This is a genomic window from uncultured Shewanella sp., from assembly GCF_947491715.1.
Classification (GTDB): Bacteria; Pseudomonadota; Gammaproteobacteria; order Enterobacterales; family Shewanellaceae; genus Shewanella.
In genome coordinates this window covers 75,802-97,909 of the sequence record NZ_CANLKR010000019.1, presented here as the reverse complement: position 1 = coordinate 97,909, position 22,108 = coordinate 75,802, and the positions used below count along the sequence as shown (strand labels likewise).

The 22,108-nt window shown below is 42.2% G+C and carries 18 protein-coding genes and 3 tRNA genes; 19 read left to right on the top strand and 2 right to left on the bottom strand.

The features are described from left to right. Nucleotides 1-135: 135 nt before the first annotated feature. Nucleotides 136-951 carry an alpha/beta fold hydrolase gene (locus Q0779_RS13990; RefSeq protein WP_298773436.1) on the bottom strand — a complete coding sequence of 272 codons (816 nt, stop codon included), beginning with the start codon at nt 949-951 and terminating at the stop codon, nt 136-138. 462 nt (nt 952-1,413) lie between these two features. On the opposite strand from Q0779_RS13990, the gene Q0779_RS13985 reads away from it, so the two are divergent. From Q0779_RS13985 to birA, 8 genes are all read left to right on the top strand, one after another. Further along, entirely contained in the window at nt 1,414-2,640 is a 1,227-nt protein-coding gene (locus Q0779_RS13985) for a multidrug effflux MFS transporter (RefSeq protein ID WP_298773435.1), read from the top strand. Between the two features lie 488 nt (nt 2,641-3,128). Further along, entirely contained in the window at nt 3,129-3,839 is a 711-nt protein-coding gene (locus tag Q0779_RS13980) for a DUF6875 domain-containing protein (protein WP_298773434.1), read from the top strand. A gap of 339 nt (nt 3,840-4,178) precedes the next feature. Beyond that, entirely contained in the window at nt 4,179-5,993 is a 1,815-nt protein-coding gene (locus tag Q0779_RS13975) for an aminotransferase class I/II-fold pyridoxal phosphate-dependent enzyme (protein WP_298773433.1), read from the top strand. A 127-nt stretch (nt 5,994-6,120) separates the two neighbouring features. After that, nucleotides 6,121-7,761: an acetolactate synthase large subunit gene (locus tag Q0779_RS13970; RefSeq protein WP_367180816.1), complete on the top strand. Its 1,641-nt coding sequence runs from the start codon at nt 6,121-6,123 to the stop codon at nt 7,759-7,761. Nucleotides 7,762-7,910: 149 nt separating this feature from the next. Then, nucleotides 7,911-8,648 carry a class I SAM-dependent methyltransferase gene (locus Q0779_RS13965; protein ID WP_298773432.1) on the top strand — a complete coding sequence of 246 codons (738 nt, stop codon included), beginning with the start codon at nt 7,911-7,913 and terminating at the stop codon, nt 8,646-8,648. Nucleotides 8,649-8,711: 63 nt separating this feature from the next. Beyond that, nucleotides 8,712-9,044 carry a hypothetical protein gene (locus Q0779_RS13960; protein WP_298773431.1) on the top strand — a complete coding sequence of 111 codons (333 nt, stop codon included), beginning with the start codon at nt 8,712-8,714 and terminating at the stop codon, nt 9,042-9,044. A gap of 216 nt (nt 9,045-9,260) precedes the next feature. Next, entirely contained in the window at nt 9,261-10,298 is a 1,038-nt protein-coding gene (murB, locus tag Q0779_RS13955) for a UDP-N-acetylmuramate dehydrogenase (protein WP_298773430.1), read from the top strand. Nucleotides 10,299-10,303: 5 nt separating this feature from the next. After that, nucleotides 10,304-11,266 carry a bifunctional biotin--[acetyl-CoA-carboxylase] ligase/biotin operon repressor BirA gene (birA, locus tag Q0779_RS13950; RefSeq protein WP_298773429.1) on the top strand — a complete coding sequence of 321 codons (963 nt, stop codon included), beginning with the start codon at nt 10,304-10,306 and terminating at the stop codon, nt 11,264-11,266. A gap of 39 nt (nt 11,267-11,305) precedes the next feature. On the opposite strand, the gene coaA is transcribed toward birA, so the two are convergent. After that, nucleotides 11,306-12,256 carry a type I pantothenate kinase gene (gene coaA, locus Q0779_RS13945; RefSeq protein WP_298773428.1) on the bottom strand — a complete coding sequence of 317 codons (951 nt, stop codon included), beginning with the start codon at nt 12,254-12,256 and terminating at the stop codon, nt 11,306-11,308. Nucleotides 12,257-12,487: 231 nt separating this feature from the next. Between coaA and Q0779_RS13940 the strand changes: the two genes are divergently transcribed. From Q0779_RS13940 to rpoB, 11 genes are all read left to right on the top strand, one after another. Beyond that, nucleotides 12,488-12,563 (top strand) — tRNA-Thr (locus tag Q0779_RS13940). Between the two features lie 9 nt (nt 12,564-12,572). Beyond that, nucleotides 12,573-12,657 (top strand) — tRNA-Tyr (locus Q0779_RS13935). 38 nt (nt 12,658-12,695) lie between these two features. Then, a tRNA-Gly gene (locus tag Q0779_RS13930) sits at nt 12,696-12,769 on the top strand. A 194-nt stretch (nt 12,770-12,963) separates the two neighbouring features. Further along, nucleotides 12,964-14,148, top strand: a complete 1,185-nt coding sequence (gene tuf, locus Q0779_RS13925; RefSeq protein WP_298773417.1) for an elongation factor Tu — start codon at nt 12,964-12,966, stop codon at nt 14,146-14,148. Nucleotides 14,149-14,438: 290 nt separating this feature from the next. Further along, the gene (gene secE, locus Q0779_RS13920; protein ID WP_298773427.1) at nt 14,439-14,810 is read left to right on the top strand and encodes a preprotein translocase subunit SecE; all 372 of its coding nucleotides are present in this window, start codon (nt 14,439-14,441) and stop codon (nt 14,808-14,810) included. A 9-nt stretch (nt 14,811-14,819) separates the two neighbouring features. Next, a complete protein-coding gene (gene nusG, locus Q0779_RS13915; RefSeq protein WP_298773426.1) occupies nt 14,820-15,362 on the top strand; it encodes a transcription termination/antitermination protein NusG in 543 nt (180 codons plus the stop codon). A 138-nt stretch (nt 15,363-15,500) separates the two neighbouring features. Continuing rightward, nucleotides 15,501-15,929, top strand: a complete 429-nt coding sequence (gene rplK, locus Q0779_RS13910) for a 50S ribosomal protein L11 (protein ID WP_126508279.1) — start codon at nt 15,501-15,503, stop codon at nt 15,927-15,929. Between the two features lie 4 nt (nt 15,930-15,933). Continuing rightward, nucleotides 15,934-16,635: a 50S ribosomal protein L1 gene (gene rplA, locus Q0779_RS13905; protein WP_298773425.1), complete on the top strand. Its 702-nt coding sequence runs from the start codon at nt 15,934-15,936 to the stop codon at nt 16,633-16,635. A gap of 265 nt (nt 16,636-16,900) precedes the next feature. After that, on the top strand, nt 16,901-17,401 hold the full coding sequence (rplJ, locus tag Q0779_RS13900; protein WP_298773423.1) for a 50S ribosomal protein L10: 501 nt from the start codon (nt 16,901-16,903) through the stop codon (nt 17,399-17,401). Between the two features lie 53 nt (nt 17,402-17,454). Further along, on the top strand, nt 17,455-17,820 hold the full coding sequence (gene rplL, locus Q0779_RS13895; protein ID WP_298773422.1) for a 50S ribosomal protein L7/L12: 366 nt from the start codon (nt 17,455-17,457) through the stop codon (nt 17,818-17,820). A 248-nt stretch (nt 17,821-18,068) separates the two neighbouring features. Beyond that, nucleotides 18,069-22,100: a DNA-directed RNA polymerase subunit beta gene (gene rpoB / locus Q0779_RS13890; protein WP_298773421.1), complete on the top strand. Its 4,032-nt coding sequence runs from the start codon at nt 18,069-18,071 to the stop codon at nt 22,098-22,100. Nucleotides 22,101-22,108 lie beyond the last annotated feature (8 nt).

Below are 22,108 nucleotides of genomic sequence, written 5' to 3'. Positions count from 1 at the left end.
TAATCGATCAAATACAAGCTATAAAGTTAATTAAATCAATAGATAATAGACAAAGGTTTCTAAGCTTTATTTTTGAATGCTAGAAACCCTTCCTGTTTTGGATTATTTTTATGCTGAATTGATGATGGCAATCATCTAGGCATACACCTTAGCCAAAAAGGTGCATAGCATCTCTGTCACAAATTGAGGTTGTTCTAGATTAGAGATATGCCCCGCATTGGGAATTTGAATAAGCTGGGCGCCAGTGATGCTGTCTTGCATCAGATAAGACTCAAGCACGGGACGCGGATTATCTTCTTGGCCGACGGCGATGAGTACTGGAAGAGCAAAGTTGGCAAGGTCATCCATTTGATCGCGTCGATTAAAGACGATTTTACCCATTCGCGCCACTTGCACAGCGCGTTCACCTTCAAGACTCGATAGATGCTGTTTAAAGTTTTCCACCAGTTTCGGCGAATCTTTATGGGCATTGTTGGCAAAAAATAAGGGGCTCACGGCGTCAACAATCGGCTGAGGTACTGCTTTGAGTTGAGCTATGGTATCGAGCATGTGCATGTATTTTTGATGAGTGATTTCAGGCTCTAATCCCACAAAGGTGTCCATTAACACTAACGCTTGTACTCGGCTTGGCGCTAAGGTGGTGAGTTCTGTGCCCCACATGCCACCGACTGATAGCCCGACAATGACAAATTGCTCGATATCAAGATGATCCATTAATGCCAGTAGCTGCTGGGCATAATCTTTGAGCGTTTGGGTGTTGTCTGGTGCAGATTGTGATTGTCCGTGCCCCCAAAAATCGGGCACGATACAACGATAATTCTGACTGAGTACCGCGATTTGTGGCGCCCACATATTGCTGTCCCATAAAAAGCTGTGACCCAATAAAATAACAGGTCCTTGCCCAACATCTTGATAAGCCATCTGGTGACCATCTACAGCAAATTGCTTCATTGGTGTAATGCTCCCTTTATTGAACGATCATTTTTATAGGGAGCAAGATTAGCATTACTCATTTTTTATACCAGCTAAATATCGGCAATTTATGGCAGAAATACTGATGGCCTTTTGTGTCATGCCAGATCGATGTAGAGGTTTTTTATCACAGCTGGATTTTCCACCTTGAAGTGTCAAAGGTATTTATGTTAACTTGTTGGTTTACTGTTCAGTTTGAATAGTGGGAATGTTGAAAAATTGTCAGTTGTTCCTCTCCTTCTGCGGCATTCTTTGAGCTAGCCTCACTTCTTTTTTGAATGAAATTGGATATTCACTGCGTCTGTTGTGATTTTGACCCAGCCTATTGCTGTGCATTGTCTTATTGTCATTTTTAGTTGTTCATGACTAAACCCTTTGAAAGTTACCATTTGAACCTTGGCACTTTCGATGAGGTGAGGTCTCTTTTTTGTTGGAATATTTATGTTGAGTCGTTTCAAGTGTTCTTTTTCTCATGAAGGAAAAGGTTTTCGCGTCATTATGATTTTTATTTTTCTTGCTGCAGCAATGGAAACCGATATTTATTTGCCTGCTTTTCCAGATATTTTACATGCACTGAATACCAATGAGGTGATGGTACAGCGGATCTTAAGTTTTAATTTTATTGGCGTGTGTATTGGTTCGTTACTCTATGGCCCATTATCGGATCACTTCGGACGTAAACCTATTTTGATGTGGGGTTTTGCTTTGTTTGCTGTTGCGAGTATTGGCTGCATTTTTGCGCTAAGTATTGAACAGTTATTGTGGTTTCGGTTACTCCAAGGTTTAGGAAGCGCCGCGTGCATGATTGTCGGCACGGCGATGATTTTTGATTTGTTTGAAGCCGAGCAAGCTGCCAAAGTGGTGAGCGATCTCAATACCTTGGTGGTGAGTCTTATTGCATTAGCGCCATTAATAGGAGGGTGGATAAATGTCAATTGGGGCTACCAGGCAAGCTTTGTGTTTATTGCTGTATTAGTGTTGGTGTCGGCGTTGAAGTGTTGGTTATTTTTGCCTGAATCATTAACTGTGCCTAATAGAAAAAAATTACAACCTTTACGAGTACTCAGCGATTATAAAAAGGTATTGTCGACAGCGGCTTTTTGGTACAACACGTTAGCGACCAGTTTGATCTTGGCCGCTTATTTGGTGTTTGTGTCTAACATGTCTTTGTTGTTTGTTAATGAACTCAGTGTGAGTCAGTCACGTTTTCCCTATTTTCAAATGGCAATACTAGGGACATTTGTGCTCGTCAGTATCAATAATGGCCGTATGATCGATAAGTGGGGTATGGAAAGGTTGAAATATACGGGTCTGCTGGTGGTGCTTGCATCAGCGCTGCTGTTTCATTTATTAACGGAGGCTCAATTGAATTCACCGTTTTATTTGACCGCGGTGATGTGCCTATTTTCTGTTGGTGCGGGGTGTTCTGTTGGGATCTTTTTTACCCAATCTATGCAGGCTTGTGCTGAGCTCACGGGAATTGCGGCCTCTTTAGTGACGGCTATTCGCTTGTGTATTGTGGCATTGGCCATTGATTTTGGCAGTTATCAGTATGATGGAAGTGCACACTCTGTTGTGCGATCGGTATTGTTATTTGTGGGCTTGCTTCTATTGGTTTGTTTGATCAATATGGGTCATGTACGTTGGTACAAAAGAAAGGTGAGATAAACGTCGAATAAGCGACACTGATATTTTCAGTGTCGCAGCTTTAAAGTAAATTTAGACCAATCATTTAAGGTTATTCATCACAGTCAACATTACCTCAATAGAAATGACGACTCGTTATTCTATAAACCGTTTACTCGCTTTGTATGACAATTCAAAAAATCCCCTTTTATAAAAAATGATGGCTGAATCCATGAGGCCATTAAGGGCCTCGATTCGATTAATGGTTTAATTTTGACTCGCTGAATTTCATTTATGTGAACATCAATTTGTTTGACATTCAAGTTAGAACTAGGTCATAGTAATGATACATTTGTAACTAAAAAGTTTTTATACAGCTTTATATTAACTCATTGTTTGTTAGTGTTTTGATTAGCTTTGTCTAATAATATCGATTAGCTAGGCTTTCTTTTTATGTTTTTTTGTAACATTTGGTGGTGTGTTTTATTGCAGCATGACCAGATGAACATGTGATAAATAGTAGGTCGTTTATGCAGTTTTTTACTATTGATGCAAAAAGCCGTTTAACCCGTCAGCAGGTGTCAGCTGTCATTAATGAAAATGATAACCTCTACCTTGAAAAAATAACCGATCATCTCATTCAAGTTGAGGAATGGCTAAAGCAGTACCTAGCTAGACCTCATGTGAATTTAGGGCGAAAAGGGCCTGTTTGTCCTTTTGTGCCAGCGGCACTGAATAAGCGTAAAGCACTGGCTTCTTACATATTATACGACGCTAAAACACAAGATTCAGACGTCGAAAGGGCTTTGCTTGGCTACGGAGATTATTTTAGGTCATTGCCTGAAAGTCATCTTAATACCATAGTGATTGTGATGGTGCATAAAGGGGAAGGTGAGGCGCTTGGGGCAGGGATTGTTGAGCGAGTGCAACGCACATTAAAATCAGCGTTTATGTCCTATGACACTATGATTGGGCAATTTTATTCTCAGTGCCCGATCACGGGTTTGCACAATGATGCTTTTTACCCCTTTGATTCCAAGCTACCAATGATAGGTATACGTCACATCATGCCACAAGATTTGGTGTTTGTGAGTGATGATAGTGAGCACACCAAAATTTATCTTGAAAAGCATAATATTTTTAACCGTGAGCAACTGATGCAGGTATTGGGATCGGTTGGTATGGCTAGAAATGAAAATGTGTTACGCCATGTGGATGCTATTTATACCCAAACAAGATGAAGATGTAGGAGCCAGCTGGAATGAAACCACTTTTAGTCAAGGCATTGAATTGATAGTTTCATGATTCTAAGTTGAATGTTCAATAACACTGTCTAAAAGCCTTTTAAATCAGATTATTGTAAGCCAATAAAAAAGCTTGCTTCTACATTACATTTGCTTGAAAGGCTATAAGCTTTTCTACCCTCTTTTGTAAATTGTGCCTCAATTAAGCACTTTTTACGGGACTCGAAAACATGCACTTTTAAGTCTTTTGGGTATATACCAGTTAGGCCACAGTATCAATTGCAATATGTTTGGCCTGTCTTCCTGTTTTTTGTTGTTTAATCAAGTAGGTTATTTATGACTCTTTTCCCTAAAGTGATTGATGATATTCATTATATGCCTATGCAGTTTACTCATATCAATGAGGTAGCTGATATTTTAACGAGTGCGTTTATTAGCTTTGAGCCCGGCGCGATTGCGATGCATATTGAAAAATCAGAGATGATTGATTTTGTTAATCACCTCTGTTTACGGATCTATGACCAACATTTGAGTATTGTGGCCATTGATATACAGGATAATGATCGTGTTGTAGGGGCGTTCATTGCCCATGATCTACAAGATGACTTATCGAGTATTTATGTCTGTGAAGCGTTACAACCTATGATGACATTAATTGATGAAGCGATGAGTGAGCTTAAGTTGGCTGATCTTAAGCAAACCTTAGATCAGCTCATGATAGGTGTTGATTTAGCGTATGCAGGTAAAGGCGTTGCGGCTAATTTAATTGATTTATCACGCAGACAAGCAATGGTGCAGGGTTACGAGCGTTTTATTGGTGTGATGACATCACCTGTGACCCACCATATTGCTAAGCAGCTGAATGCGGATGGGCATCATCAATTGATTGAGAAACGCTACGGCGACTTTAGGTACGAAGGGCATACAATTTTTGACAATATTAATGAAAAAATGCCAGCGGCATTAAAGTGGCAAACTGATCCTGTATATGGCATTTTTGTGCAAGATTTTAGTGTACCTATGCGTGAAAAGCCCCTAGAGAGTATTGAAAAAGAGTATCTAGCATTATTAGGGGGCATCAAAAACCGTAAGCGGAAAATGTTAGGTAAGCCGGGTAATATGGCTTTTGATTTTTCATCGTTAAGTGATGCCCTTGAGGTGTTGATGAATAATAGTGGCGATCCTTTTTGTGCCTCATCGCATCGATTAAGTACCAAAGGTTTTGAGCGAAAAGTGATCCATTTTTTTGCTAAGCAATATGGTTTAACAGAAGATAATACCTATGGTTATGTGACGAGTGGTGGCACCGAGGCTATGGAGTATGGCTTGCTTAAAGGTTTTAAGCAATTCCCTGATGCGCCGGTATTATTATCTCGAGAAAGCCATTACAGTGCGGTCAGTATTGTTGAAAAATACCATAAGCAATATGAGTTACTGCCTTGTTTAGACAATGGTGAAATGGATTATGGGGCGTTAAAAGAAAGTCTTATCAATATAGAGGGGCCAGTGGTTATTTTAGTGAACATTGGCAGCACGATGAAAGGCGCTATAGATGATATTGCGCAGATAAAAGCCCTATTAGCAGACAAGCCTCACTTCATTCATGCCGATGCTGCATTGCATGGCAGCTTTCTCCCTTTTTTACCTGAAGTGTATGGTGCCAAAAAGTTACTCATTGGTGAAGATGTGGATGCACTATCGATAAGTTTGCATAAGTTTTTAGGCAATATTACGCCAGCAGGGTTAGTACTGACGAAGAAGCAAGATAATAACGCAGTGATCAAACAAGATTATATTGAATATATTGCCAGTGGCAATACTACGTTAACTTGTTCTCGTTCAGGATTAGCTGCGTTGTTAGCCGCCTATCGCATTGATACTTTGCAAGAAAGTGGCCTTAAAGAGCAGGGCATGCGCTGTGTGGATTTAGCGTTATATTTGCAAACACAATTAAAACGCAAGGGAGTCGATGCCCAGCTTAATAACGCTTCTAATATCGTATATATGCCCGCACCCAGTGAGGCTATTTGTCAAAAGTGGATGTTGCCCATCGCACAGGGGATGTCTCATGTGGTGGTGATGCCCCATGCCGATAAAGCATTGTTGGATGAGTTTATTCGTGAAGTGGTGAGCGAAAGGGTTACTGTTTAGAATGAGGGGGGAACTGTTTACATTATAAATTTTGTTAACCTGCCTTAAATGACAAAAATATCGATCACTATTAGTGAAGATCACTGCTAAGTTTTATGTGGTGAAGCTGACGAAATAGGGATCGATAATGAAAGCGTCTGATCTGTTAATCAAAGCATTAGAAAATGAAGGGGTGGAGTATATTTTTGCACTGCCCGGTGAAGAAAATCTTGATGTGCTTGAATCGTTAAAAAATTCATCCATTGAACTCATTTTGACTCGGCATGAACAAGGCGCTGGCTTTATGGCGGCAACCTATGGACGCTTAACAGGTAAAGCAGGTGTCTGTATGGCGACATTGGGCCCCGGGGCCACCAATTTAGCGACGCCAGCGGCTTATGCGCATTTAGGGGCTTTTCCTTTGATCATGATAACAGGCCAAAAGCCCATTAAAACATCGAAACAAGGTCAGTTTCAAATCATTGATATTGTGAAACTGTACGAGCCTATCTGCAAATTAAGCAAGCAAATCGTCAATGGTAATACCATTCCATCACTCGTAAGGGAAGCGTTTCGGCGAGCAGAAGAAGAGCGCCCCGGCGCTATTTTACTGGAATTACCCGAAGATATTGCCGCAGAAGAAACGGACACTCATGTTATTGAGCCCAGTGTCCGCCAATATGCGGTGGCCGATGATTTTGTGTTAAATGAAGCGGTAAAGAAAATTAAAGCGGCAACCATGCCATTAATTTTACTGGGGGCCGGAGCCAATCGAAAAACATCATGGAAAGCCTTAGAGCATTTTGCCAATAACACGGGGATTTACTTCTTTAACACCCAAATGGGTAAAGGGGTGGCGGATGAGCGCAATGAGTACTTTATTGGTACTGCGGCTTTGTCTGATAATGACTATTTGCATTATGCGGTCGCGAAAGCCGACTTGGTGATCAATATTGGCCATGACGTGGTGGAAAAACCGCCTTTTTTTATGTCGAATGATGGCAAGCAGGTGATCCATTTAAATTACAAGTCAGCCCAAGTGGATGAAGTGTATTTTCCTCAACTTGAGCTGGTGGGGGATATCAGTCTCACGGTTGAGCAGTTAAGTGAAAAATTAGTTGGATGGAAATGTGCCCCTGTCGCGTATTTCAAGCGGGTTAAACAAGAGGTTGAACGGCATATTGCCCAGGGGAGTGACGACGATTCTTTTCCTATTGTGCCTCAACGAATTGTCGCTGATACGCGAAAAGTCATGGGAGAAGAAGGCGTTATTGCTTTAGATAATGGGATTTATAAAATTTGGTTTGCGCGAAATTACAAAGCGTACTATCCCCATACAGTATTATTAGATAATGCCTTAGCCACCATGGGAGCGGGGTTATCGTCTGCCATGATGGCGGCTACATTAAATCCAAATAAGCGAGTGTTGGCCATCTGTGGTGACGGTGGGTTTATGATGAATTCCCAAGAAATTGAAACGGCACTGAGAATGAAGCTCAATCTGGTGGTGATGATATTAAAGGATAATGCCTATGGCATGATCAGATGGAAGCAGCAAATCGCCGGTTTTGCGGATTGGGGACTTGAATTTACCGATCCTGATTTTGTGCAATACGCTCAAGCCTACGGTGCCAAAGGCCATCTAGTGAGCAGCGCTGAGACATTGATGACTACCTTGGATACGGCTTTTAAGCAAGGAGGAGTCAACCTTGTTGAGGTGCCAGTGGATTATGCCGCCAATCGCTCAGTATTGATAGAAGAGCTGGCACACAAGGTGAGCTTATTATGAGTGTACTTTTGTGCGAAATAATCACGTTTTCCAATGATAGTGTTCAAAGGAGAGGGGGCAGTATGATGACTTTTCATACTGATATTCTTGATTAGGATTACACTTGTCAGTATTGGTTCAATGTAAATTCAATGCAAATCAGGTGTATCATGACCTTTAAAATGAACTCCCCTCAAGGGAAATGTATTTTAGCTATGGTGCGTGAAGGCGATTTTGCTCACCCTGGCGAAGAGCCAGCCATAGTGGATGCTGTCGCTGGGCTACCCAAAAATGAAATTAATCAAATTTTGGATTTAGGTTGTGGTCGTGGCGGCACTGCTCACTGGTTTCAATCTCATGGTTGGGGCAAGGTTATTGGGGTTGATATTGATGATACCTCGATTAATTATGCAAAGCGGCAATACCCTGAAGTGGCATTTTTTTCACAAGATGTGTCATCACTTTCAGCATTGGGGGTAGCGCATTTTGATCTCATCTATTTGTTTAATGTGTTTTATGCCTTAGATAATCAAGCGGCTGTCTTAAAAGTGTTAAGGCAGCAGTGTAAGGCGGGAGCGCATTTATTAATTTGCGATTATACCCTTAGTCAAGAACATACAGACTTAAGTTGTTTAGGCGATGAAATTGGTCAACCTATTTTGATGAGTAATGTGAAGCAATGGCTTGATGAAGCACATTGGCAAGTGGAAACCTTTGAGGATTGGACCCATAAATACATCAATGCTTATGTGCCCTTCATCGACAAGCTTAAAAGTAAGCAATCGGCCATAGTGCAACTGTTTGGTGACGCTTGGTATCAATATGCATTCACTTGGTACCAAACATTATTGCAAGAGTTGCAAGCGAATAATATTGGTGGCGGTAAATGGATTATTAAGGCGATATAAAATGTTGCTGAAACAATAGTATTATGTTTAATTGTTGGTTCTTTAAAATCTGGATATAAGATTATGAAATTTAAGCCGCTATTTTTATCAATGTTATTTGTTTTTCCTGCGGTGGCGGGGGATATTGCTTTTGGAACACTAAAAGGGATTAAAGTCTATGATCAAAGTGCTAAGAAAGCCACGGAGTTACACTTTGCTGATGATGCCAGCTCACAATTTATCGAGGCTTGTAACGGGGTGGGAAGAATTACCCATAGCCAACATTCTGAAGCTGCGTTAAACCAGATGACGAGCTTGGCGATTGCAGCTTATATGTCTGGTAAAAAAGTGAGAGCTAATTCTTCAGGTAGGACGTGTGAATTGGACTTTTTAGCAATACAAGAGACGTCTTTTTAGCTTAAAGCTTGAATAGTGTTATAGAGGAAATGTAAGAAACTGTGAAATAGCTGACATATGACAATGCGTTTTATGTTTGTTATTTTGCTTGTTTATAGGAGGATTAAGATTGCACATACTCATTAGTGCTCATTTAAGCTACAATGCGTCTTTGTCGGCTATATTGATGCCGTTTAACGCATTCATAAAATTAAAAAGAAACTCTTAAATAAATCAATGACCACACAAATAATGAAACCATCAGCCTCTTTAAAAGCGTACAACACTTTTGGTATTGACCATTCGTGTCTTTTTTTACATGAAGTGCAAGATAAAGCGACATTAGTCTCGACTTGTCTTGATTTGTACGCGCAAGATTTACCTGTACTGATTTTAGGTGGTGGCAGTAACATTGTGCTGGTGGATGATTATCAAGGCCATGTCGTTAAGGTGTTGACCAAAGGCATTGAGTGTGAAGAAGATGATGCCTTTTTTTATTTGCACGTAGAAGCGGGTGAGAATTGGCATGAGTTGGTCACTTTTTGTGTCAAAGAAGGCATGGGAGGCCTGGAGAATTTAGCCTTAATACCAGGAACTGTTGGGGCTGCTCCCATTCAAAATATTGGGGCCTATGGTGTTGAGCTGTGTGATATTTGTGACTGGGTTGAGTATTTGGAGTTAGCGTCGGGCGAATTAAAGCGTTTATCGGTGGCTGAGTGTGAATTTGCTTATCGTGAGTCTATTTTCAAACAAGAATTAAAAGGAAAAGCGGTGATCACAGCTATCGGCATAAAGCTCGCTAAGCAGTGGCAGCCGATTTTATCTTATGGGCCTTTAAGTACGATAGCGCAAGCGAATCTAACACCAAAGCATGTGTTTGATTATGTTTGTCAGTTACGGCGGGAGAAATTGCCAGATCCTGTGGTATTAGGCAATGTGGGGAGCTTTTTTAAAAACCCTGTCATACCTGTTTCGACATTTGAACGTTTACAAGAGCGTTATCCCGATATTGTGGCGTTTAAAATGGGTCATCAACACATGAAATTAGCCGCTGCATGGTTAATCGATAAAGCGGGATTGAAAGGCATGCGTTGTAGCGATGCCAGTGTACATGAAAAACAAGCGCTCGTTCTTGTTAACAACGGCGGGGCAACAGGTCGTGATGTGTGTCAATTAGCGGAATTGATTATAGAGCGGATCATGCAGTTATTTGGAGTCCAACTGGAGGCCGAGCCACGACTTATTGGGGCAATGGGCGAAATGAATAAAGGATGAGGGATATGACGGAGAATTGGACTAGAAAGCGACAAATATTACAGGCATTAACCGAGGAAGGCTTCGTGTCGGGCGAATTCCTTGCACAGTTAGTTGGTGTGTCTCGCACGGCCATTGCGAATCATATTAGTGCACTTGAAGACTACGGTGTTGACATTTATAGCGTAAAAGGAAAGGGTTATAAATTAGTGAATCCAGTCTCTTTAGTTAATGAAGATACCTTGACTGAAACCATTAATAATCGCTGTTTTTATTTTAATGAACTCGCCAGTACCAATGGTTTTTTATTAAAACACATTGATGAGTTAAAATCGGGTGATATTTGTGTCTCTGAATACCAATCAGCGGGTCGAGGAAGACGAGGTAGAACCTGGCTGTCACCTTATGGTTGTCATTTGTATACTTCGATGTTTTGGTCTTTTCCTCAGGGGATGTCTCAAGCCATGGGGCTGAGCCTTGTGGTGGCGTGCTCATTAGTGGAAGTATTGGAAGCATGCGGAGTGAACGGGTTGGGTGTAAAATGGCCCAATGATATCTATCTGAATCACAAGAAGCTGGCGGGCGTGCTTGTTGAAATGAGTGGGCAAACCGATAGCGAATGTCATGTGGTGATTGGCATTGGGATCAATATGGCCATGCCCAGTGCCCAAGGTGATGTGATTGATCAGCCTTGGAGTGACTTATCCGAATTAAAGAGCCGACCTAATAAAACCGATTTAGTGATTGCGCTGCAAAAACAGCTCCAAAAAGATTTACGTTTATTTGAAGCACAAGGGTTAGCGGCCTTTATGACACGTTGGCAAGCAGCAGATTTATTCCTCAATCAAGCGGTAACATTATCCATGGCCAATAATAATGTGGTGGGGATCTGTAAAGGAATTGATGAAAAAGGATCGATTCTATTAGAGACTAATCAAGGTATAGAAGCTTATGTCGGAGGAGAGATTAGCTTACGCAGCGCAAGCTAATTCTGAGATTTAAGGCCTGTGGGTAAATACGTGGTAGCGTTATTTTCTAAGCAAGACTTTATCCATTAAATGATCAGCCCCTTTTTGAAGAATTAAGTGAGCTCTTTCTCGTGTGGGTTCAATATTAAGTTGTAAGTTGGGCCCATTGATGCTGTCCCAAATGTTGGTGGCAATTTGCACTGACTCTTCATCATTTAAATGCGAATAATGATGGAAATAGGATTTAGGGTTGGCAAAAGCGCCTTGGCGGAATTGTAAGAAGCGTTCAACATACCATTGTTTTAGCAGCGAGCGATTCGCATCCACATAGATTGAAAAATCAACAAAGTCAGATAAAAAAGGGCGCTTGGTATCAAATGGTGAGTCTTGACCTGTTTGCAAGACATTGAGGCCTTCGATGATTAAAATATCGGGTTGATTTATGATTTGATTCTTTTTGGGGATCCTATCGTACTTAATATGAGAATATAATGGCGCTTTAACAGAAGCGTCTCCTGATTTTACCTTAGTAATAAACTCAATTAACAATTTCATATCATAACTTTCAGGGAAGCCTTTACGTTGCAGTAATCCCCGCCTTTTAAGTTCCGCTAATGGATATAAAAAGCCATCGGTAGTGATTAAGTCCACTTGTGGATGTTCTGGCCATTGTTCTAATAGGGCTTGTAATATTCTTGCTGTAGTACTTTTTCCAACGGCGACACTGCCAGCAATACTAATGATGTAAGGCCTTTTAGGCGGGGTATGCCCTAAAAACTGATTTAACGTGAGGCCGCGTTGTTGTTTGGCCCCCACAATTAAATTGAGTAATCGGCTGACAGGCAAATAGATGTCAGTGACTTCGGTAAGAGACAGTTTTTCATTGATCCCACGCAAATTGGCCAGATCGGTCTCATTCAATGTCAACGGGACTGAATTACGTAGATCCGCCCATTGGGCCCTTTGAAAAGCAAGGTAAAGCGCATTGTGAAATTGATTTGCCGATGTCATAGCTTTGTTCTCCTTAGGGCTGCACAGTACACTATGATTTTGTGAGGAACAAGAATAAAGCTAAGGGATAAAAGAGTCAGTGATTTCTTGGAGCGGATATGGTGTCTTTTTAAACGGAATATACGCTTTGAGGACAAAAAAACATCGATTAACACTTTTTTTTAATAAAAATACAATTTAGCTATTGCACTTATGCTCAGACTTCCATAATATCCGCTACCGAAATGACACGCCGGCATAGCTCAGTTGGTAGAGCAACTGACTTGTAATCAGTAGGTCCCGAGTTCGACTCTTGGTGCCGGCACCACATTTCATCGGAGGGGTTCCCGAGTGGCCAAAGGGATCAGACTGTAAATCTGACGGCTCAGCCTTCGAAGGTTCGAATCCTTCTCCCTCCACCATTTTTTAATGGGTAGTTAGGTAACCTAAAGTAGGTTGCGCGGATGTCGTATAATGGTATTACTCCAGCCTTCCAAGCTGATAACGCGGGTTCGATTCCCGCCATCCGCTCCAATTCTGATTTGTGCTCAATCTGTCGAGCACGCCCTACGTTAAGGGCGAGGTCCTCAGTTCAATGCCTATCAGCTACAACTCTTCTTTATTCTTTCCTAATTATTCAAAATCAACGATTCGATGACATTTAATGCATCGGATTTTTTATCATATTTGCAGTTTCATCACCAAGTATTTTGGATTGGGGCAATACCATGGCTAAAGAAAAATTCGAACGTAGTAAACCTCACGTAAACGTAGGTACAATTGGTCACGTTGACCATGGTAAAACTACATTAACTGCTGCAATTTCTGCAGTATTAACCAAAACTTACGGTGGTGAAGTTAAAGATTTCGCACAAATCGATAACGCTCCAGAAGAGCGTGAGCGTGGTATTACAATTAATACTTCTCACATCGAATATGACACACCAACTCGTCACTATGCGCACGTAGATTGCCCAGGTCACGCGGATTATGTTAAAAACATGATCACTGGTGCTGCTCAAATGGACGGTGCAATCTTAGTTGTTGCTTCTACTGATGGCCCAATGCCACAAACGCGTGAGCACATCCTACTTTCTCGTCAGGTTGGTGTCCCTTTCATCATCGTATTCATGAACAAATGTGACATGGTAGATGACGAAGAGCTACTTGAGCTTGTCGAAATGGAAGTTCGTGAACTGCTTTCTGAATATGAATTCCCAGGTGATGACTTGCCAGTTATCCAAGGTTCAGCGCTTAAAGCCCTTGAAGGCGAAGCTGAGTGGGAAGCGAAGATCATTGAGCTTGCAGAAGCGCTAGATACTTACATTCCAGAGCCAGAGCGTGCGATTGACGGTGCATTCATTCTTCCAATCGAAGATGTTTTCTCAATCTCAGGTCGTGGTACTGTTGTTACCGGTCGTGTAGAGCGCGGTATCATCAAAGTGGGTGAAGAAGTTGAAATCGTGGGTATCAAAGATACCACTAAGACAACTTGTACTGGTGTTGAAATGTTCCGTAAGCTGCTTGACGAAGGTCGTGCAGGTGAGAACTGTGGTGTACTACTACGTGGTACTAAGCGTGACGAAGTTGAGCGTGGTCAAGTATTGGCAGCGCCAGGTTCAATCACTCCTCATACAACTTTTGAATCAGAAATCTATGTACTTTCAAAAGAAGAAGGTGGACGTCACACTCCATTCTTCAAAGGCTACCGTCCACAGTTCTACTTCCGTACAACTGACGTAACAGGTACAATTGAGTTACCTGAAGGCGTAGAAATGGTAATGCCAGGTGATAACGTTCAAATGACCGTTACACTAATCTGCCCAATCGCGATGGACGAAGGTTTACGCTTCGCTATTCGTGAAGGTGGCCGTACAGTAGGTGCGGGTGTTGTTGCTAAGATTATTGCTTAATCGGCATTAATTTTATGTAATAGAAAAAGGCAGCCTAGGCTGCCTTTTTTGTTAATAAAGGGATTATGAGTCAGAATTGCGTCAATTTGATTTGTATTCTTGCCAAAGTAGTGGAATAAGAATACAATCTATGGCCGATTTTAGACCCTCTGAATTTATGCTATCTCTGTGTATAGTGGAATGTCAGTTCGGATTTTATGGGCTGACTGAAAAATTTCACTGAGTAAAGTCTTAAATTTTTTGTCAGCAGGACTTTATTTATAGTTCGTAGTGAGTAACGGAATTAACCGATGACAACAAATACTGAAAGCCAGAGTAACTCTCTGGATATTCTTAAGTGGGGCATAGTCATTGTGCTATTGGCCGCCGCTATTGTAGGCAATCAAATGTTTGATGAAGCGAGTGTCGTAGTACGCGCACTAGGCGTTATTGTTGCATTTGCCGTTGCAGGTTTTATTGCGCTACAAACAGTGAAAGGTAAACAGGCGCTTTCTTTTGCACGTGAGTCGCAAATTGAAGTCCGTAAAGTTATTTGGCCTACGCGTCAAGAAGCACTCAACACGACGTTTATTGTGTTAGCTGCAACAGGTATTTTGGCGTTAATCCTCTGGGGTATGGACGCAGTATTACTTAAAATTGTTAATTTTATTACAGGCGTATAGGCATCTCGAATGACTGAAGCTAAAAAAAGATGGTATGTGGTTCAAGCATTTTCTGGCTATGAAGGCAGAGTGTGTAAATCGTTGAATGAATACATTAAGATGCATTCAATGGAGCACTATTTTGGTGAGGTATTGGTCCCTACTGAAGAAGTGGTTGAAATGCGTGCGGGTCAGCGTCGCAAGAGTGAGCGTAAGTTTTTCCCAGGCTATGTATTAGTGCAAATGGTGATGAACGATGAAAGCTGGCATTTAGTGAAAAGTATTCCGCGTGTAATGGGCTTTATTGGTGGCACTTCAGACAGGCCTGCTCCTATTTCAGATAGAGAAGCGGATGCCATTCTACAGCGTCTTCAAGAAACCACTGAGTCGCCAACACACCGTATTATGTTTGAAGCGGGTGAGATTGTCCGTGTGATTGACGGACCTTTCGCTGACTTTAACGGTACGGTTGAAGAAGTCGATTACGAGAAGAACCGTGTGAAAGTGTCGGTCATGATCTTTGGTCGCTCAACACCGGTTGAACTTGATTTCGCACAAATCGAAAAAAGCTAATTTAATAAACTGATTAAATTAAGCGCAAAAGTATTTGGAAACGGTGGCGAATTTATATATAATTCGCCTCCATTATTTTCGGGGAGCTTATCGGCGTTGGGCTGATGGCGTTTGAACCCAAACTTGAGGAAATGTCTCATGGCAAAGAAAGTTGATGGTTACATCAAATTGCAAGTTGCAGCAGGCGCTGCGAATCCGTCGCCACCAGTAGGTCCAGCTTTGGGTCAAAAAGGTGTCAACATCATGGAATTCTGTAAAGCATTCAATGCGCGTACTGAAAAGTTCGATAAAGGTATGCCAATTCCTGTTGTGATCACTGTTTATACTGATCGCTCTTTCACTTTCGAAACTAAGACGCCTCCAGCTTCTTTCTTGTTGCTAAAAGCAGCAGGCCTGAAATCAGGTTCTGGTCGTCCTAACACTGAAAAAGTGGGTACTATCAAGCGCAGCGCTGTTCAGGAAATTGCTGAAACTAAAGCGACTGATATGACTGGTGCTGATATTGAAGCGATGACTCGCTCAATTGAAGGTACTGCGCGTTCAATGGGTTTGGTAGTAGAGGATTAATATAATGGCAAAGCTAACTAAACGCGCACGTCTTATTCGCGAAAAAGTAGAAGTAACGAAAAGTTACGACATCAATGAAGCTGTTGCATTGCTAAAAGAATTAGCGACTGCAAAATTCGTTGAAAGTGTAGATGTTGCGGTTAACCTAGGTGTTGACCCACGTAAATCTGATCAAAACGTTCGTGGCGCAACTGTATTGCCACACGGTACGGGTCGTGATGTACGTGTTGCTGTATTCACTCAAGGTGCTAACGCTGAAGCGGCGACTGCTGCTGGCGCAGAGCTAGTGGGTATGGACGAGCTTGCTGCACAAGTTAAAGCGGGTGAAATGAACTTCGACGTAGTGATTGCTTCTCCAGATGCAATGCGCGTTGTTGGTCAATTAGGCCAAATCTTAGGCCCACGTGGCTTGATGCCTAACCCTAAAACAGGCACTGTAACACCAAATGTTGCAGACGCTGTTAAGAACGCAAAAGCGGGTCAAATCCGTTACCGTAATGATAAGAACGGTATCATCCACACTACTATCGGTAAAGTGGATTTTGAACCGGCTCAACTTAAGGAAAACTTAGAAGCCCTTCTTGGTGCATTGAAAAAAGCCAAGCCAGCGGTTGCTAAAGGTGTTTACCTTAAGAAAGTTAGCATCTCTACTACTATGGGCGCCGGTGTGACCGTTGACCAAGGTACGTTAGCTGACGCTAAGTAAATTTACAAGCTGCGCGGATTAGTCTATAATGCGCGCACTTTGTAGGGTTGAGGTCGATAAGTTGCGTTAAGCACTTGTTTTGATCTCCGTCCAAGACCGTAGGTGTTAGCTCTAAAGTGTAACTTAATTTCCTACGTAGACGGTGTCGGACCCCAGATAGATTTTGTTCTTCTGGATATTCGCGCCGTAAGTCATTCGCTGTCATTTGATAGCGAATATGGTAATTACTAGGGATTTCCCTAGATAGAATCCAGGAGTAAAGCCAATGGCATTAAGACTCGAAGACAAACAGGCGATTGTTGCTGAAGTCAACGAAGTTGCCAAAGGTGCTTTATCTGCAGTTGTTGCCGATTCACGTGGTGTAACTGTGGGTGCTATGACCGGTTTACGTAAAGCCGCTCGTGAGAACGGAGTATTCGTTAAAGTTGTACGTAATACTTTGGCTCGTCGTGCGCTAGAAGGTACTGATTTTGAGTGCCTAAACGAAACGTTCTCAGGTCCTACTCTTATTGCTTTCTCTAACGAGCACCCAGGTGCCGCAGCACGTCTTTTAAAAGACTTTGCTAAAGAGCAAGAGCTATTTGAAGTAAAAGCAGCAGCCTTTGAAGGGGAATTAATCCCTGCAACGAATATTGATCGTTTAGCGAAACTACCAACTTACGAAGAAGCACTAGCTCAGTTAATGATGACTCTAAAAGAAGCATCTGCTGGCAAGTTTGTACGTACTTTGGCCGCCCTTCGCGATCAAAAAGAAGAAGCAGCTTAATTTTATTAGCCGCTTAATTGAATTGAATTCAGAACATTTAGGAATTTTTTGTTATGTCTATCACTAAAGACCAAATCTTAGAAGCTTTTGCAGAAATGTCTGTAATGGAAGTTGTTGAACTAGTTGAAGCAATGGAAGAGAAATTCGGCGTATCTGCCGCTGCTGCTGTTGTTTCTGGTGGTGGCGAAGCCGCTGCTGCTGAAGAGCAAACAGAATTCGACGTAATTCTTACCTCTTTCGGTGACAACAAAGTTGCTTGTATTAAAGCACTTCGTGGCGCTACAGGTCTTGGCCTGAAAGAAGCTAAAGGTATGGCTGAATCAGCTCCAGTAGCTGTTAAAGAAGCTATCACTAAAGAAGAAGCTGAAGCACTTAAGACTGATCTAGAAGCAGCTGGTGCTGCAGTAGAGATTAAGTAAGTTATAATATAACTTGCTAAGCCCGAGTCATCGGGTGAAGGCTGACGGTTTTTTAGACTGTCGGCCTTTTTTGCGCTGTAGGCGCAGGCGATTTTTTATTCACCGTTTATCGCCAGATGTTGCAGTTCCTAGCAGAGATTACTGGTTAGGTTCTTGCTTTCAACGGTGATGGGCAAACGTTGCTACGTTACCATTGTATAGACAATGTTAATGTAGTCTTGGTCACATTCCGCAATCAGAGGAAACCCATGGTTTACTCCTATTCTGAAAAGAAGCGTATTCGCAAAGACTTCGGTAAGAGTCCAAAAGTACTGGACATCCCTTACCTTTTGTCAATTCAGTTGGACTCATTTAAAAAGTTCACCGATCAAGATCCTACTGGGGAGCGCGGTTTTGAAGCGGCTTTCCGTAGCGTTTTTCCCATCAAAAGCTTCTCTGGTAATTCAGAGCTGCAATATGTCAGCTATAAGCTAGGCGAGCCTGTTTTTGATGTGAAAGAATGTCAAATCCGTGGTATCACATATTCTGCACCACTACGTGTTAAATTACGTATGGTATTGTATGACCGTGAAGCGGCACCAGGTACAGTTAAAGATATTAAAGAACAAGAAGTCTATATGGGGGATATCCCTCTTATGACTGACAACGGTACCTTTGTAATTAACGGTACTGAGCGTGTTATTGTCTCTCAGCTACATCGTAGCCCAGGGGTATTTTTCGACCATGATCGTGGTAAAACACATTCATCAGGTAAGGTACTGTATAACGCACGTATTATTCCTTACCGTGGTTCATGGTTAGATTTCGAATTTGATCCAAAAGATGCCTTATTTGTTCGTATTGACCGTCGTCGTAAATTGGCTGCGTCAATCATTTTGCGTGCATTGGATTATTCGACTCAAGATATTCTCGATATCTTCTTCACTCGTGTTAATTTCAAAGTTAAGAAAGACACGCTAGTGATGGATCTTGTCGCCGAGCGTCTGCGCGGTGAAACGGCAAGCTATGATATTAAAGATTCTGAAGGAACTGTTTTAGTTGAGAAAGGACGTCGGGTTACGGCGCGCCATATTCGTCAATTAGAAAAAACAAATACCACAGAACTTGAAGTACCAGTTGAATATATTGTTGGTAAGATTTCAGGTCAGGACTACATTGATCCTGATACTGGCGAAGTCATTGTTTCTGCTAATGCTGAAATTGGTCTAGAAGATCTGGCTAAACTGTCCTTGGCTGGCATTAAAGAAGTGAGCACACTGTATATCAATGAACTTGATAACGGTGCTTACATGTCTGATACGCTACGTATCGATTCAACCACTAACCGCTTAGAAGCCTTGGTTGAAATCTATCGTATGATGCGTCCAGGCGAGCCACCAACCAAAGATGCTGCAGAAGCCTTATTCAATAACCTTTTCTTCAGTGAAGAGCGTTATGACTTATCGAAAGTCGGTCGTATGAAGTTCAATCGTCGTCTAAGCATTGATGACGATGAAGGCGAAGGTATCCTAAGTAAAGAAGATATCGTTGCAGTAATGAAAAACATCATCAAGATCCGTAACGGTAATGATGAAGTTGATGATATCGATCACTTAGGTAACCGTCGTATTCGTAGTGTTGGCGAAATGGCTGAAAACCAGTTCCGTGTTGGTCTTGTTCGTGTAGAACGTGCCGTACGTGAGCGTTTAAGTCTTGGCGATCTCAATGAGCTTATGCCTCAGGATTTGATCAACGCTAAACCCATTTCTGCTGCAGTGAAAGAATTCTTTGGTTCTTCACAACTGTCTCAGTTTATGGATCAAAACAACCCGCTATCAGAAGTGACGCATAAGCGTCGTATTTCTGCATTAGGCCCAGGTGGTTTGACTCGTGAGCGTGCTGGTTTCGAAGTTCGAGATGTACATCCGACTCACTATGGTCGTCTATGTCCAATCGAAACGCCTGAGGGACCAAACATTGGTTTGATTAACTCGCTTGCGAGTTTTGCGCGTACCAACTCTTATGGTTTCCTAGAAACCCCTTATCGTAAGGTTGTTGATGGTGTGATCACTGATGAAGTGGATTACCTATCGGCGATTGAAGAAGGGCGTTACGTTATTGCACAGGCGAACATTGAGCTTGATGACAATGGTCGTATGCTAGAAGAGCAAATCGCGTGTCGTCATAAAGGTGAAGCCACCTTTATGCGTGCTACTGATGTGCAATATATGGATGTCTCTCCACAGCAAATTATTTCTGTGGCGGCATCACTGATCCCCTTCCTTGAACACGATGATGCTAACCGTGCCTTGATGGGCGCGAACATGCAACGTCAAGCTGTTCCTACATTAAAAGCGGATAAACCGCTTGTAGGTACGGGGATTGAGCGTACATTAGCGGTTGATTCAGGCGTGGTTGTTGCTGCTAAGCGTGGCGGTTTTGTTGAGTACGTTGATGCGAGTCGTATCGTTGTTAAAGTGAACGAAGCTGAGCTGACCCCAGGTGAAGCCGGTATCGATATCTACAACTTGACCAAATATACCCGTTCTAACCAAAACACCTGTATCAACCAACGCCCATGTTGTAGCGTCGGTGAGCCAGTGGTTCGCGGTGATGTATTAGCTGACGGTCCTTCAACGGATTTAGGTGATTTAGCGCTGGGTCAAAACATGCGTATCGCCTTCATGCCTTGGAACGGTTATAACTTCGAGGATTCGATCTTAATTTCTGAGCGCGTTGCGCAAGAAGATCGTTTCACCACTATCCACATTCAAGAGTTATCTTGTGTGGCCCGTGATACCAAATTAGGTAGCGAAGAAATCACTGCTGATATTCCAAATGTCGGTGAGTCTGCTCTGTCTAAACTAGACGAGTCAGGTATCGTTTACATTGGTGCAGAAGTGAAAGGTGGCGATATTCTGGTCGGTAAAGTGACACCAAAAGGTGAAACGCAACTGACGCCAGAAGAGAAGCTTTTACGTGCTATTTTCGGTGAAAAAGCCTCTGACGTTAAAGACAGTTCATTACGCGTACCTAACTCAGTGAAAGGGACGATCATCGACGTACAGGTCTTTACCCGTGACGGCGTTGAGAAAGATAAGCGTGCTGTTGAAATCGAAGAGATGCATATCGCGCAAGCGAGAAAAGATTTGACCGAAGAATTCCAAATCTTGGAAGAAGGCGTTTACGGCCGTGCGCGTAATTTATTAGCGAGCACAGGTTTAAGCGATGTTCAAATTGCCACTATTCCACGTTCACAGTTATTGCTACAAAACATCGATGATGAAGCGAAACAAACTGAACTTGAGCAACTTAGTGAGCAACATGCTGAACTGAAAGCTGATTTCGATAAGAAGTTTGAAATTAAGCGTCGTAAGATCACTCAAGGTGATGATTTAGCACCCGGTGTATTGAAAACCGTTAAGGTTTATTTAGCCGTTAAACGTACGATTCAGCCAGGTGATAAAATGGCGGGTCGTCACGGTAACAAAGGTGTTATCTCTAAGATTTGTCCTGTTGAAGACATGCCTTACGATGAGAATGGCGATCCCGTTGATATCGTGTTGAACCCACTGGGTGTACCTTCGCGGATGAACATCGGTCAGGTACTTGAAGTGCATTTAGGTGCGGCTGCGAAAGGTATTGGTAATCGTATTACCAGTATGCTTGAAGAGCAGCGTGAACTTGCTGAACTTCGCCAGTATATTAAAGAAGTATACGAGTTAGGTGATGACGTGCTTCAGCGTGTTGACATTGACTCTTTCACTGATGATGAAGTGATCCGTTTGGCTAAAAACCTCAAAGGTGGTATTCCAATTGCGACGCCAGCGTTTGATGGTGCCAAAGAAAAAGAGATCAAGCAAATGCTGACTCTTGCTGGATTACCAGAATCAGGGCAACGCAAGTTGTTTGATGGCCGTACAGGTAATGAATTTGAGCGTCAAGTAACCGTAGGTTACATGTACATGCTGAAACTTAATCACTTGGTTGATGACAAGATGCATGCTCGTTCAACGGGTTCATACAGTCTTGTGACTCAGCAACCACTCGGCGGTAAAGCGCAGTTTGGTGGTCAGCGTTTCGGTGAGATGGAAGTATGGGCATTAGAAGCATATGGTGCCGCTTACACGCTTCAAGAAATGCTAACGGTCAAATCAGATGATGTGAATGGTCGTACACAGATGTATAAGAACATCGTTGACGGTAACCATCAAATGAATCCAGGTATGCCAGAGTCCTTCAATGTATTGTTGAAGGAGATCCGCTCACTCGGTATTAATATCGAGTTGGATCAAGAATAAAACTAGAT

What these genes read in the sequence shown, in the direction of transcription:
- Q0779_RS13990 (WP_298773436.1), bottom strand. Translation starts at nt 951, where the DNA reads ATGAAGCAATTTGCTGTAGATGGTCACCAGATGGCTTATCAAGATGTT.
- Q0779_RS13985 (WP_298773435.1), top strand. Translation starts at nt 1,414, where the DNA reads ATGTTGAGTCGTTTCAAGTGTTCTTTTTCTCATGAAGGAAAAGGTTTT.
- Q0779_RS13980 (WP_298773434.1), top strand. Translation starts at nt 3,129, where the DNA reads ATGCAGTTTTTTACTATTGATGCAAAAAGCCGTTTAACCCGTCAGCAG.
- Q0779_RS13975 (WP_298773433.1), top strand. Translation starts at nt 4,179, where the DNA reads ATGACTCTTTTCCCTAAAGTGATTGATGATATTCATTATATGCCTATG.
- Q0779_RS13970 (WP_367180816.1), top strand. Translation starts at nt 6,121, where the DNA reads ATGAAAGCGTCTGATCTGTTAATCAAAGCATTAGAAAATGAAGGGGTG.
- Q0779_RS13965 (WP_298773432.1), top strand. Translation starts at nt 7,911, where the DNA reads ATGACCTTTAAAATGAACTCCCCTCAAGGGAAATGTATTTTAGCTATG.
- Q0779_RS13960 (WP_298773431.1), top strand. Translation starts at nt 8,712, where the DNA reads ATGAAATTTAAGCCGCTATTTTTATCAATGTTATTTGTTTTTCCTGCG.
- murB (WP_298773430.1), top strand. Translation starts at nt 9,261, where the DNA reads ATGACCACACAAATAATGAAACCATCAGCCTCTTTAAAAGCGTACAAC.
- birA (WP_298773429.1), top strand. Translation starts at nt 10,304, where the DNA reads ATGACGGAGAATTGGACTAGAAAGCGACAAATATTACAGGCATTAACC.
- coaA (WP_298773428.1), bottom strand. Translation starts at nt 12,256, where the DNA reads ATGACATCGGCAAATCAATTTCACAATGCGCTTTACCTTGCTTTTCAA.
- tuf (WP_298773417.1), top strand. Translation starts at nt 12,964, where the DNA reads ATGGCTAAAGAAAAATTCGAACGTAGTAAACCTCACGTAAACGTAGGT.
- secE (WP_298773427.1), top strand. Translation starts at nt 14,439, where the DNA reads ATGACAACAAATACTGAAAGCCAGAGTAACTCTCTGGATATTCTTAAG.
- nusG (WP_298773426.1), top strand. Translation starts at nt 14,820, where the DNA reads ATGACTGAAGCTAAAAAAAGATGGTATGTGGTTCAAGCATTTTCTGGC.
- rplK (WP_126508279.1), top strand. Translation starts at nt 15,501, where the DNA reads ATGGCAAAGAAAGTTGATGGTTACATCAAATTGCAAGTTGCAGCAGGC.
- rplA (WP_298773425.1), top strand. Translation starts at nt 15,934, where the DNA reads ATGGCAAAGCTAACTAAACGCGCACGTCTTATTCGCGAAAAAGTAGAA.
- rplJ (WP_298773423.1), top strand. Translation starts at nt 16,901, where the DNA reads ATGGCATTAAGACTCGAAGACAAACAGGCGATTGTTGCTGAAGTCAAC.
- rplL (WP_298773422.1), top strand. Translation starts at nt 17,455, where the DNA reads ATGTCTATCACTAAAGACCAAATCTTAGAAGCTTTTGCAGAAATGTCT.
- rpoB (WP_298773421.1), top strand. Translation starts at nt 18,069, where the DNA reads ATGGTTTACTCCTATTCTGAAAAGAAGCGTATTCGCAAAGACTTCGGT.